This window comes from Devosia sp. Leaf420 (assembly GCF_001425445.1).
Classification (GTDB): domain Bacteria; phylum Pseudomonadota; class Alphaproteobacteria; order Rhizobiales; family Devosiaceae; genus Devosia.
Genome location: NZ_LMQU01000001.1, coordinates 63,762 through 76,436, shown reverse-complemented (window position 1 = coordinate 76,436; position 12,675 = coordinate 63,762). Strand labels below are relative to the sequence as shown.

Annotated in this window: 12 protein-coding genes and 1 tRNA gene; 4 read left to right on the top strand and 9 right to left on the bottom strand. The window is 61.1% G+C overall.

The window, feature by feature from the left end:
* The first annotated feature begins 96 nt into the window (after nucleotides 1-96).
* A complete protein-coding gene (locus tag ASG47_RS00370; protein WP_061906769.1) occupies nucleotides 97-369 on the top strand; it encodes a hypothetical protein in 273 nt (90 codons plus the stop codon).
* A gap of 31 nt (nucleotides 370-400) precedes the next feature.
* Here ASG47_RS00370 and ASG47_RS00365 read toward each other — a convergent pair.
* A tRNA-Leu gene (locus ASG47_RS00365) sits at nucleotides 401-484 on the bottom strand.
* A gap of 316 nt (nucleotides 485-800) precedes the next feature.
* On the opposite strand from ASG47_RS00365, the gene ASG47_RS00360 reads away from it, so the two are divergent.
* Nucleotides 801-2,159 (top strand): MATE family efflux transporter, encoded by a 1,359-nt coding sequence (locus ASG47_RS00360; RefSeq protein WP_061906768.1) that lies wholly within the window; start codon nucleotides 801-803, stop codon nucleotides 2,157-2,159.
* 154 nt (nucleotides 2,160-2,313) lie between these two features.
* Here the strand turns inward: ASG47_RS00360 and ASG47_RS00355 are convergent, their stop codons facing one another.
* Nucleotides 2,314-2,586: a hypothetical protein gene (locus ASG47_RS00355; RefSeq protein ID WP_061906767.1), complete on the bottom strand. Its 273-nt coding sequence runs from the start codon at nucleotides 2,584-2,586 to the stop codon at nucleotides 2,314-2,316.
* 84 nt (nucleotides 2,587-2,670) lie between these two features.
* Entirely contained in the window at nucleotides 2,671-4,239 is a 1,569-nt protein-coding gene (locus tag ASG47_RS00350; RefSeq protein WP_156352178.1) for a D-alanyl-D-alanine carboxypeptidase, read from the bottom strand.
* A gap of 386 nt (nucleotides 4,240-4,625) precedes the next feature.
* On the opposite strand from ASG47_RS00350, the gene clpS reads away from it, so the two are divergent.
* Nucleotides 4,626-4,991: an ATP-dependent Clp protease adapter ClpS gene (gene clpS, locus ASG47_RS00345; protein WP_061906765.1), complete on the top strand. Its 366-nt coding sequence runs from the start codon at nucleotides 4,626-4,628 to the stop codon at nucleotides 4,989-4,991.
* A gap of 9 nt (nucleotides 4,992-5,000) precedes the next feature.
* The gene (clpA, locus tag ASG47_RS00340; RefSeq protein ID WP_082461258.1) at nucleotides 5,001-7,340 is read left to right on the top strand and encodes an ATP-dependent Clp protease ATP-binding subunit ClpA; all 2,340 of its coding nucleotides are present in this window, start codon (nucleotides 5,001-5,003) and stop codon (nucleotides 7,338-7,340) included.
* A gap of 180 nt (nucleotides 7,341-7,520) precedes the next feature.
* Here clpA and ASG47_RS00335 read toward each other — a convergent pair whose 3' ends face one another.
* From ASG47_RS00335 to ASG47_RS00310, 6 genes are all read right to left on the bottom strand, one after another.
* Nucleotides 7,521-8,342 (bottom strand): DUF1295 domain-containing protein, encoded by an 822-nt coding sequence (locus ASG47_RS00335; protein ID WP_061906764.1) that lies wholly within the window; start codon nucleotides 8,340-8,342, stop codon nucleotides 7,521-7,523.
* Between the two features lie 174 nt (nucleotides 8,343-8,516).
* Nucleotides 8,517-9,719 carry a gephyrin-like molybdotransferase Glp gene (gene glp / locus ASG47_RS00330; protein ID WP_061906763.1) on the bottom strand — a complete coding sequence of 401 codons (1,203 nt, stop codon included), beginning with the start codon at nucleotides 9,717-9,719 and terminating at the stop codon, nucleotides 8,517-8,519.
* Nucleotides 9,716-10,198 carry a cyclic pyranopterin monophosphate synthase MoaC gene (moaC, locus tag ASG47_RS00325; RefSeq protein ID WP_061906762.1) on the bottom strand — a complete coding sequence of 161 codons (483 nt, stop codon included), beginning with the start codon at nucleotides 10,196-10,198 and terminating at the stop codon, nucleotides 9,716-9,718. The genes glp and moaC overlap by 4 nt, the downstream gene beginning before the upstream one ends.
* Nucleotides 10,198-11,010, bottom strand: coding sequence for an indole-3-glycerol phosphate synthase TrpC (trpC, locus tag ASG47_RS00320; protein WP_061906761.1), 813 nt, complete (start codon nucleotides 11,008-11,010; stop codon nucleotides 10,198-10,200). The genes moaC and trpC overlap by 1 nt, the downstream gene beginning before the upstream one ends.
* Nucleotides 11,007-12,029, bottom strand: a complete 1,023-nt coding sequence (trpD, locus tag ASG47_RS00315; RefSeq protein WP_061906760.1) for an anthranilate phosphoribosyltransferase — start codon at nucleotides 12,027-12,029, stop codon at nucleotides 11,007-11,009. Before trpD ends, trpC begins: the two co-directional genes overlap by 4 nt.
* A complete protein-coding gene (locus tag ASG47_RS00310) occupies nucleotides 12,026-12,625 on the bottom strand; it encodes an anthranilate synthase component II (protein WP_061906759.1) in 600 nt (199 codons plus the stop codon). Before ASG47_RS00310 ends, trpD begins: the two co-directional genes overlap by 4 nt.
* Nucleotides 12,626-12,675: the final 50 nt, after the last annotated feature.

Sequence of the window (12,675 nt, the reverse complement as noted above, 5' to 3'; positions counted from 1 at the left end):
CAAGAGTTCGCCCGCTCCCGCCTTATTGATCCAAGGCAAGGCCCAGAGAATACCTCCCGCCTTGCAACGGTCCCGATCTCTGCCCATTGTTATCGCATGACCATAAAGCACACCGTCGCCGCTGTCCTGTTGTTGAGCGCCTTTGCATCGCCCGCCTTCGCCGCATGCCCGGCGCCGACGGCGACTGAAGACACGCCTGAACATCTCGCGCAGCAGCGGGAGCGCCTTGTGTGCCTGCAGAATGAAATCGCCCGCACCTCTGAGGATCGCCAACGCGATTTTGAGATCGAGGCCATCGGGCGCAGCGTCGATCAGATCCAGCTTCAGCGCAAATTCGACGCGCTCAACTTCGAGCCACCAGAGCTCTAAGCAGTCAGCACATCATCGATTTCGGAAAAAGTGGTGCCCCCCGCCGGACTCGAACCGGCACGCCTCGCGGCGGAGGATTTTGAGTCCTCTGCGTCTACCATTCCGCCAGAGGGGCACGGGATGGGTTCCTAGCCCAGCCCATCGAATCTGGCAACAGGCCGCAGGCGATATTCCGCATCGGAAAACCGATCAGTTCCCCGATTGACCGTCCTTGCCGATGCGCCTAGAAATCGCACGTGTCATCGCCAAGCCTCCAGTGCCCGTCCAGCCTGCACCCAGTCTTTTGGGTGTGAATTGGTCCCTCCGGCTTTCTGATTCAGTCAGTCCGCCGTCCGAAGGGGCCTTTGCTGTGATGCTCGCCTTTGCCGATCTGCCTTACCGGCCCGGCAAAATGCGATAGAGCTAACCACCAGTTCCTCTGGAGTGCATTCATGAACCCCGATTCCACGCGCCCCTTGTGGCAGCGTTTCGCCATCTTCCTCTTGCCCCTCATGGCCTCGAATATTCTTCAGGCTCTGTCCGGCACCTTCAATTCCATCTTCATCGGCCAGATGATCGGCGTCGATGCGCTGGCGTCCCTCGCCACCTTCTTCCCGATTCTGTTCTTTCTCATCAGCTTCATCATCGGCCTCTCCGCCGGCTCGACCATTCTGATCGGCCAGGCATGGGGCGCGCGCAATCTCGAACGGGTCAAGCAAGTCACCGGTACGACCCTGACGACGGCGTTCGTCCTTGGTCTCATCGTCGCCATCATCGGCAGCGTCTTTATCGAGAGCATCATGTCGGTCCTCGGCGCGCCCGACAACATCCGGGAAACCTCCATCGGCTACGGCCGCATCATGTTCCTCGGCATGCCCGGCTTCTTCGTCTTCCTCATTATCACCTCGATCCTGCGCGGGGTGGGGGATACGATTACCCCGCTCTTTTCGCTGGTCCTGTCGATGATCGTCGGCGTCATCATCACTCCCGCGCTCATTGAGGGCTGGTGGGGCCTGCCGCAACTCGGCGTCAATTCTGCCGCCTGGGCCTTCATCGCCGGCTTCGTTGTCGTGCTGATCTTCCTGTTCTTCTATATGCGCGCCCGCAAGCTTCCCCTCGCGCCAGATGCCCAATTGCTCCGCGCGCTGAAGCCCGATTTCCAACTCCTGGGCCTCATTCTCAAGCTCGGCGTCCCTGCCGGCCTGCAGATGGTCGTCGCCTCGGTGTCAGGCATCGTCGTTGTGGGGCTCGTCAACCGCTTTGGCTCCAATGCCACGGCGGCCTATGGCGCGCTCAACCAGGTGCTGAACTATGTGCAGTTCCCTGCCATGTCGATCGGCATCGCCACCTCGATCTTCGGCGCCCAGGCCATCGGCGCCAAGCGCAACGATCAGCTCGAAGCCATCACCCGCACGGCGTTACTGATGAACCTCATAATCACCGGCGGCCTCGTCCTCATCGCCTATCTCTTCAGTGAGCACCTGGTCGCGCTGTTCATCACCGATCCAAGCGTCATCGAACTGACCGAACATCTTCTCCGCATCGTCCTTTGGGCCATCATCCCCTTCGGCTTCGGCGTGGTGTTCTCCGGGATGATGCGCGCCAGCGGCATGGTCTATGCCCCTATGCTCCTCTCGCTCAGCGGTATCCTCTTCATCGAGCTTCCCGGCGCTATCTGGCTCAGCCAGACCAGCCTCGGCCTCTCCGGCATCTGGGTCGCCTACGCCACGAGCTTCACCGGCATGATGGTCCTCCAGGCCGTTTGGTATCATTTCGTCTGGAAGAAAAAGAAGATCGTCGCACTGGTCTGAACTGTGGTCTCGGGTGGTTCGCTAGCTGCGCCATCCACTGGCTGTCATCCCGGCGAAAGCCGGGACCCATCTTGAGGTCTTTAGAAAACGCTTCGACGCCAAATTGAGGTGGAGGAGCACCTGGAAACAAAAAGGGCGCTCAAGGCGCCCTTTCTCATTTCTCGCCGAATTTCATCGACACCGCGCGTTTCCCGCCTGGGGCAAACACGTCGATATCGATACTGACCGGCTCCTGAACCATCCGGCGCGTCCGCGCCGATAGGGCCAGCACGACATTCATCAGTTCGCCCACCGAGCGCCGCTGCTTGGGCAGCAGTCGCTCCGTCATCCCCGATAGTGCCTTGTTCCGGGCTGTCATGTCCGGAGAGGCAAGGGGCGAGCGACCAATAAAATTGGCAAGCTCGATCAAGGCATTGCGTTCGCTCATTGGGCTACTCCAAACACAGGCACCAAACTGCTTACACAAGGTGCGGCAGGCGACAGGCCCGCCACATCGATACTTCGAGGGGCGTTAGCCCTGCATCGCCAGGCACGCCATGTCGGCGTCCTTGAGGCGGTTGCACATGGTCGTCGCGTCGTCGCGATCGCCGAAACCGACGAAGCGGGCACGATAGAAAATCTGGCCGTTCTTTTCGAAACGCTCGACATAGGAGCGGAAGTCACCAAGACCGCCGACCTTGGTCGCTGCAGTCGAGAGCATCGCCCGGGCGCTGTCTTCCGATGGGCCGGCGCCGATCTGGACAATCCAGGCACCCGCTTCGAGGCCGGCTGTCTGCACGCTGCCGCTTGTCAGGAGATCGACCGGCTGCTCGGCTGGCGCAGAACCGCCGACATTGGCTGGCGGCTCGAGCGGAGCCGAAGCGCGGGTCGAGCCCAGAGCAGATGGCGGCGCACCGAGATTATAGGTGTCGCTCAGCCAAGCGCCGATAATGTCCTGGCTCGGATAGGCCGGTGTCGGCGCCTGCGTCGGTGCAGCGAGCACGGCCGCAGCCTGCACAGCGGCCTGCTGGTTCACGTCGGCTGGCACAGGTGCTGGCATCGGCACAGCGCTGGCCACGACAACCTGCGGCTGACCGCCCTGTTGTGCACGCGCCAGTTCTGCAAGGCGGAAGCCGGGCAGGGGCATGGGCATCACGTAAACCGGCTGGGCGGGCTGTGCCACTGCAACCTGCACATTGGAATTGCCCTGGCGGCCTGGCTGCGGAACCATGGCTTGCGCCAGATAGTCGCCACGACGGCCTTTGGGCAGGTACGACGCGACGAGCTGGCGGACCTTTTCGTCGCGCGAACCGGCCGAATTAAAGCCGAAAGCCACGACGACGATGTGCCGATTGTCCTTGCGGGCCGCGGTCAGAAGGTTCGAGCCTGCAGCATTGATATAGCCGGTCTTGATACCGTCGACCGCGCCCATATACCCGAGCACCCGGTTATGGTTGCCATAGGTCTTGCCGTTATAGCTGAAGGACTTAGTCTGGAAGAATTCGTAATACTGAGGAAAATGCTGGTAGATCGCGATGCCGAGGATGGCCTGATCGCGCACCGTGGTCACCTGGCCGCCATCGGGCAGGCCCGAGGCATTGCGATAGGTCGTGCTGCGCATGCCCATAGCGCGGGCCGTGGCGGTCATGCGTTCGGCAAATTTGGATTCGCTGCCCGAAATATGTTCGGCGATCACGCGAGCCATGTCATTGGCCGAGAGCGTCACCAGCGACTTGATCGCGTCCTGCACGGCAATGGTGGAACCGGCGCGAAGGCCAAGCTTGGTCGGCACGGCCGAAGCGGCGAACTTCGACACCGTCATCTTGGTGGAAAGGCTGAGATTGCCTGCCTGCAATTCCTGGAAGAGAATGTAAAGCGTCATCACCTTGGTGACGGAGGCGGGATAGCGCCGGCTGTCACCCTGCTCTTCGTAAAGCACTTCGCCCGATTTCGCGTCGACCACGATGCCGGCATATTTGCGCAGGTTTTCGATAGCGTGCGCCGGAGCCGCCAGCTGCAAGCTGAGGCCCAGGACAAGGGCGAATGCGGCGAAGGCGCGACAAAGGGAAACGCGCCAAGGGGTCATGGCCTGAGAGGTCAACCCTGAACTCCAACTTTACTCACCGGGCACAACACGCCCGTACGCAACTGAAACATGGTTTGCAGATCAGCGGCCCCCACCCCGATCGTGCTTCTCATGGGACCATAGGGCCCCGACGTTACGAATCCGTAAAATGCCAACGATTTCCGTTTCAGAGTCTCAATCCCGCCACGCGCCGTTTCCGTTTGCAGCCATTGCAGAAGGGTTTGTCGGAGTTAGGATAATGGCGCTCAACTTTTCGGGAACGTGAGCCCCTTAACAGCGGCGAGATTTTGCTTACATAATGGGTCGACCAGCTGCTTCGCTTTCCTCTGCGGTTACCCCTATCCAATATGACCACTACCACCACTCATCACCTGTCGAACCGTCCCGCCAAAGGCTTCAAGATGCCCCTCGGAAAGCTTGTGGCCGGCCCCAAGGATGATGATGGAGGTCGCAAGGGGGACGGCGATGGCGGCTTCGAAACTGGGACGGTTACCAAAACCCGCCCCAAGACCAAGCGGCCGAACCTCTATCGGGTTCTGCTGCTCAACGACGATTACACGCCGATGGAATTCGTCGTTCTGGTCTTGCAGGACGTCTTCAACAAATCACGTGAAGACGCCATGCAGATCATGCTGCACGTTCACCAGAAGGGGGTCGGTGAGTGCGGCGTATATCCTTACGAGGTCGCCGAGACCAAGGTGACCCGCGTTATGGATACGGCACGCAAGAACCAGCATCCGCTGCAATGCGTGATGGAAAAGCAATAGGAACATCAGATGCCCTCATTCTCCCGCGGACTCGAAAAGGCTCTGCATCAGGCGATGAACCTGGCGCGCGAGCGGAACCATGAGTTCGCCACGCTTGAGCACCTCTTGCTGGCCCTGACCGACGACCGGGAAACGATCGCCGTGCTCAATGGCTGCGATGTCGATGTCGACGCGCTCAAGAGCGATTTGGAAGATTTCATCAACGAGGAATTGGACAGCCTCGTCGTGCAGAATGGCCAGGATGCCCGCCCCACGGCGGCTTTCCAGCGTGTCATTCAGCGCGCCGTCATTCACGTCCAGTCATCCGGCCGTGAAGAAGTGACCGGCGCCAACGTGCTCGTCGCCATCTTCGCCGAACGCGAAAGCCACGCCGCTTATTTCCTCGAACAGCAGGATATGAGCCGCCTCGATGCCGTCAATTTCATCTCCCACGGCATCACCAAGTCCGGCCCAGCCGAGGATCGCAAGGTCCGCGGCTCCGAAGAAGGTGAAGGCAATACCGAAGGCGGCGCCGAGGCCAAGAAGACATCCGCTCTCGCCGATTTCTGCGTCAACCTCAACGAGAAGGCCCGCCAGGGCAAGATCGACCCGCTGATCGGTCGCGACAGCGAGCTGCGTCGCACCATTCAGGTTCTCTGCCGCCGCTCTAAGAACAACCCGCTTTATGTGGGCGACGCTGGCGTCGGTAAGACCGCCATTGCCGAGGGCCTTGCCCGTAAGATCATCGAAGGCGATGTGCCCGAAGTGCTCAAGGAAGCCGTCATCTATTCGCTCGATATGGGCTCGCTGCTCGCCGGCACTCGCTATCGCGGCGATTTCGAAGAACGTCTCAAATCGGTGATGAAGGAACTCGAGAAGATGCCGCATGCGGTTCTCTTCATCGACGAAATCCACACCATGATCGGCGCTGGCGCTACGTCCGGCGGCGCGCTCGATGCCTCGAACCTCCTGAAGCCCGCTTTGGCTTCCGGCGCGATCCGGTGCATCGGCTCGACCACCTATAAGGAATATCGCCAGTTCTTCGAAAAGGACCGCGCTCTCGTCCGTCGCTTCCAGAAGATCGACGTCAACGAACCGACCGTTCCCGATGCCATCGAGATCGTGAAGGGCCTGCGCCCCTATTTCGAGGAGTTCCACAAGATCAAGTACACGGACGATGCCCTCAAGGCGGCCGTGGAATTGAGCGCGCGCTATATCAACGACCGCAAGCTCCCGGACAAGGCCATCGACGTGATCGACGAGACCGGCGCCAGCCAGATGCTGGTCCCGGAAGATCAGCGCAAGAAGGTCATCGACGTCGAAGACATCGAAGCCACTATCGCAACGATCGCCCGCATCCCGCCAAAGTCGGTTTCGAAATCCGATGCCGAACTGCTCTCGGGTCTCGAACAGAGCCTCAAGACGGTGGTCTTTGGTCAGGATGCCGCCATCACGGCCCTTTCGTCCGCCATCAAGCTGGCGCGTGCCGGCCTCCGCGAACCGGAAAAGCCCATTGGCTCCTACCTCTTCACCGGCCCGACCGGCGTGGGTAAGACCGAAGTTGCCAAGCAGTTGGCCGATACCCTCGGCGTCGAACTGCTGCGCTTCGACATGTCCGAATACATGGAGCGTCACACCGTCAGCCGTCTGATCGGTGCCCCTCCAGGCTATGTCGGCTTCGACCAGGGCGGTCTCCTGACCGATGGCGTCGACCAGAACCCGCATTGCGTGGTGCTGCTCGACGAAATCGAAAAGGCCCACCCGGATCTCTACAACATCCTGTTGCAGGTGATGGACCACGGCAAGCTCACAGATCACACCGGCAAGTCCGTCGACTTCCGCAACGTGATCCTGATCATGACCTCCAATGTCGGCGCCGCGGATCTTGCTCGTTCGCCCATCGGCTTCGGCCGCAAGCGCGAGCAGGGAGACGACGAGGATGCGATCAACCGCACCTTCTCGCCCGAGTTCCGGAACCGTCTCGACGCCATCATTTCCTTCGCGCCGCTCCCGCGCGAAGTGGTCCGTCGCGTGGTCGAAAAGTTCGTGCTGCAGCTTGAAGGCCAGTTGGCCGAACGCGGCGTCACGATCAACCTGACCCCGGAAGCTGCCGATTGGCTGGCCGAACACGGCTATGACGAACGCATGGGTGCGCGCCCCCTCGGTCGCGTCATCCAGGAACACGTCAAGAAGCCCCTTGCTGACCAGGTGCTCTTCGGCGAACTGGTCAATGGTGGTAACGTCACCGTCGCCGTCGTCGGCGAAGGCTCCGAAGCCAAGCTCGAACTCGTCGCGGTCCCCCCGCGCCCAGCCAAGCCCAAGGCTCTGCCCAAGCCAAAGAAGCCCAAGGCCACGGCCGAAAAGAACTAAACAAAAAGGCCGGGAGCAATCCCGGCCTTTCTCTTTCTTCACCTCTCCCTCTGGGGGAGAGGTCGGCGCAAAGCGCCGGGTGAGGGGGGCTTCCTGTCATGGATCGCCGCCTCCGCCAGTAGCCCTCATGGTGAGGTGCGAAGCGCAGCGCAGCCTCGAACCACAAGGGCGTGGCACAACTCACCCCAAATAAATCTTCCAATCCCTCAGCGAATAAACCGGCACCATGGGAAAGAGGATCGGCACCTCCCGCACATAATCCTGAAACGCCGCATCCGCGCCATACCGCTCCGTCTGCTTCAATTCCAGCCGGCGCGCCGACCCCAACATGATCAACTGAATGCAGACAAACCCCAAGATCGCCAGCCCCCAATCAAGCCAGCTCCCATAAGCCGAAATCCCCGACACAAAAATCCCGAGCCAGAAAACCATCTCTCCGAAATAATTCGGAGACCGCACCACGCGATAAAGCCCGACATCACAGAACCGGCTCGGATGCTCCGCCTTGAACCGCGACTTTTGCCAGTCCGCCAAACTTTCAATGGCGAGCCCGACCACCGCCACAGCCAGCCCCCAACCAAGCGAGGGCAGGGCCACACCTTCGCCAGCCCGTGAGAGACTGATCAGCGCCGGCGCATACATCGCGACATAAAGCGCCGCCACGCTCACCCAGATGACGATTTTGAGCCAACCGACGATATGCCGGCTGCGCTCCTTCGACGCCTCCAACTCCCGCGCAAAACTCGGCTGCCGCTCCCGCGCGATAAGATGACTGCTGAGCCGCAGGCCGTATGCCAGCAACAGGATCGACTGCGCCCCAAGCCAGAAATCCAGTGTGGCGAGATAAGCCAGCGGAAACAGCAGCGCCTGCGCGGCAATCGAAAACCCATACCCAAGGCTGACGAAATAATCCGTCCGCCGAAACCCCAGCGCCAAAACCGCTAGCGTCAGCGCCAAAGCCGAGATGAGTGCAGGAAAAGGATAAGCAGCAAAGGCGCCCATGATCGCGACCTCCAGTCGTCGACGACTGTTACGCTATCCAAGAAGCCCTGGATTGCTCCAGCGACAAAATTCGTGCGGCAGAGGCCCTCTTATTCTTCTCCCCCTCGGGGAGAAGGTGGCCCGCAGGGCCGGATGAGGGGGGTGCCGCAACTAGCTCAATAACCATTAAGCGCCTCAAACCGCCCCAATCGGCAGCGCCGAAACCACCGTGCCCACCATCTGCCCCGGATCAAACTCCGGTTGCACAATCAGCGCATCCGCCGCCGCCAGCGACGACGTATGTCCGCTATCCGTTTCGCTGATCGGCAACAGCCCCGTCACGCCATCCAGCGTCGTCACCCGCGCCCGCATAAAATGCCGCCGCGCCGTGTTCTTCGGCGTCGGCCCCAAGAGCGGCAGGTGCAGCGCCTCGACCTCCGGCAAACCCAGCCAATGCCGCAACGCTGGCTTGATAAATATCTCTGCCGTCACCATGGCCGAAACCGGATTGCCCGGCAGCCCAAACACCAGCGTCTTGCCACGCGTTCCAAACATCAGCGGCTTTCCCGGCCGCATATTGATCCGCCAGAAATCGAGCGTCACCCCATGCTCGACCAGCGCCGCCTGCACCAGATCATGCTCGCCGACGCTCGCTCCGCCGGTCGTCACCACGACGTCGGGATCACTGGCAAAAATCTGATCGAGCACCGCATCCAGATCTGCGCGCTCATCACGCGCAATTCCGAAATCAGTCACCGTCTCCGCAAAAGGCGCAAACGAAGCCGCCAACCCCACACTGTTGGACGCCACGATCTGGTCCGGCCCCAGGACAGTCCCCGGCAACACCAGTTCATCACCCGTCGCCAGTAGCGCAATCTTCGGCCGCCGCGCCACGCTGACAGTCCCAGCATTCGCTGCCGCCGCAACTGCCACCTGAAACGCCCCAAGCCGCGTCCCACGCTCCAAAATCGTCCGCCCAACGGCAAAATCGTAGCCGCGCGGCCTGACACTATGGCCCAGCCGGGCAGGGGCCGTGAATCGCACGATATCCCGGTTCCGCTCCGCCTCTTCCTGCATAATGACTGTATCGGCACCCTCCGGCACCGGTGCGCCGGTAAAAATCCGCACCGCCTCGCCAGCACCAACACTACCCGCAAAACCGGCCCCGGCCTGCGACATGCCAATCACCTTCAGCCACACGCCCTCAGCGACATCCGCCGCCCGCATGGCATAGCCATCCATAGCGCTGGCATTGAACGGCGGCTGGTCATGGGTCGCAATCACCGGCGCTGCGAGCACACGTCCCGCCGCATCGCCCAGCGCTATACTCTCGCCAACCACATCCGGCACCCGCGCCAGAATGCGATTCAACGCGTCATCAACCGGAAGCAAGCTCATGAATCTCTTCGATAATCGCCCGACTTGCCGCCGGATTTTTCCACAAGGCAAATGTCTGAAATCACCATGGCCCGGTCGAGCGCCTTGGCCATGTCGTAAAGCGTCAATGCTGCCGTGGTCGCCGCCGTCAGCGCTTCCATCTCGACGCCCGTCTGTCCCGTCGTTTCGGCAACCGTGCGAATGAGAATCGTCGTCTCGGTCTCGCCCTCGATCTCGACGCTTACCTTGGTCAGCGGGATCGGATGGCAGAGCGGAATGATGTCCGAGGTCTTCTTGGCGCCCATGATCCCGGCAACGCGCGCCACGGCCAGCGCATCGCCCTTCTTGAGCCCACCACCCAAAATGGTCGCAATCGTTTCGGCCCCGCCGCTCAACCGCGCCTGCGCCACCGCCCGCCGCCGCGTGATCGCCTTCTCGCCGATATCGACGATATGCGCCTCGCCCTTAGCATCGAGATGGGTCAGACGCCGCTCGGCCATCAGCGCACCGTTTCCGGCACACCCTGCAATAGAGCCCGCGTCGCCGCGACCACATCGTCCTGCCGCATCAGGCTTTCGCCGACGAGGAAATGGCCTATCCCGGCCCGTTCCTCCAGCATGCGTACATGCTCATGATTGACGATGCCGCTCTCGCTGACGAGCGTCACATTGCTTGGCACGCCGGCCGCTAGCGTCACCGACGTTTCGAGCGTCGTCTCAAACGTCCGCAAGTTCCGGTTATTGATGCCGATGAACTTCGCATCGAGCGCCAATGCCCGATCAAGCTCAAGCTGGTCATGCACTTCCACTAGCGCATCCATGCCCCATTCCGCCGCCGAATCGAGCAGATACCGCGCCACGTCATCATCGACGGCCGCAAGAATGATGAGAATGCAATCCGCGCCCCAGGAGCGCGCTTCCGCCACCTGATAGGTCTCAAACAAAAAGTCTTTTCGCAGCACCGGCAGCCGCGTCGCCGCCCGCGCCTCGATCAGATAGCTCGGCGAACCCTGAAAGCTCGGCCTATCCGTCAACACCGAGAGGCACGCCGCCCCAGCCGTCTCATAATCCCGCGCAATCTGCGCCGGATTGAAATCGGCCCGGATCAACCCCTTGGACGGGCTCGCCTTCTTCACCTCGGCAATCAGGCCATATTGCCCTTGCGCCCGCTTGTCCCTAAGCGCGCGCAAAAACCCGCGTGGCGCCGGCTGGTCATGCGCCTGCGCCACAACCTCTGCCCATGGCCGCATCGACTTCGCCGCCGCGATTTCCTCGCGCTTATAGGCTTCGATTTGTTTGAGAATATCGGTCATGCAACCTGTCCGTTGGAAACGGCCACCAGCTTGGCCAAGGTCTGTTTTGCGGCGCCAGAATCAATCGCATCGCGGGCGATGGCAACGCCTTGCTTGAGATCATCCGCCTTGTCCGCCACGATCAGCGCCGCCGCGGCATTGAGCAGCACGATATCGCGATAGGCGCCCGACGCGCCATCAAAGAGCGCGTGGATCGCCGCAGCGTTTTCGTCCGGCGTGCCACCCAAAATATCCTTGAGCTCATAGCGCTGCAGCCCCGCCTGTTCCGGCGTGATCTCGAAGCTGCGCAGGTCGCCATTGGCAATCTGTGCTACAAAGCTCGGGCCAGTCACCGTGAGCTCATCAAGCCCATCGCTGCCATGCATGACCCAGGCCTTGATCGCCCGATTGGCCAAAAGCGCAGCCGCCACCGGCTCGACCCATTGCTCGGAATAAACCCCGAGCACATACCGTCGAACGCTCGCCGGGTTGGATTGCGGCCCCAAAAGATTGAACATCGTCCGCACGCCAAGCTCGGCGCGGGCAGGGCCCACATGCTTCATCGCCGGATGATGCGATGGCGCAAACATGAAACCAATGTTGGCCTGCCGCACGCATTCGCCGATCTGCGCCGGTGTCAGGTCGAGCTTCACCCCCAGCGCCTCGAGCGCCTGCGATGATCCTGACTTGGACGATAGCGCCCGATTGCCGTGCTTGGCGACGGGCACACCAGCCGCCGCCACCACAAAGGATGCCGCCGTCGAAATATTGAGCGTCCCGATGCCGTCGCCACCGGTCCCGACGATATCGATCGCCTCTTCAGGTGCATCGACCGGAACCATCTTCTCGCGCATGATCGAAACCGCTGCGGCAATCTCGCCCACGCTTTCGCCCTTGATGCGCATGCCCATCAGGAACGCGCCGGTCTGCGCCGGCGTCGCCTGACCATCCATGATCAGCCGCATCACCGAACGCATCTCTTCGCCCGTCAGGTCGCGCCCTTCGGAAATCTTGTGGAGGGCCTGCTTGATATCCATCACGCCGCCCTCTGGCCGTTAAAGTCGCGGGCGATTTTTAGAAAATTCTGTAGCAGCGCATGGCCATTTTCCGATGCGATGCTCTCGGGATGAAACTGGACCCCATGCAGCGGCAGCGTCTTGTGCTGCATCCCCATGATCAGCCCATCATCCGTCGTCGCCGTCACTTCCAGCACATCCGGCAGCGTTTCCGCTTTTACGATCAGCGAATGATAGCGCGTTGCCTCAAAGCCCGCATTCAACCCGCGAAAGATACCCTTGCCTGTGTGGTTGATCTTGCTGGTCTTGCCATGCACCAGATGCGGCGCGCGAATGACATCGCCGCCCAGCGCCTGACCCATGGCCTGATGCCCAAGGCACACGCCCAGCATCGGAATCTGCCCCTTGAACCGGTCGATCACGGCAAGGCAAATGCCCGCCTCGGTCGGCGTGCACGGCCCCGGCGAAAGCACGATCGCCTCCGGCGCCATCGCGGCGATTTCTTCAAGGGTGATCTTGTCATTGCGGCGCACGGTCATTGTGGCGCCGAGCTCGCCCAGGAAGTGGACGAGATTATAGGTAAAGCTGTCGTAGTTATCGATGACGAGGGTTTTGGTCATTTGGGCCTGTCCTCAAGAGTGGTTCTGGTGAAATCGTTCAGAACCAGCCC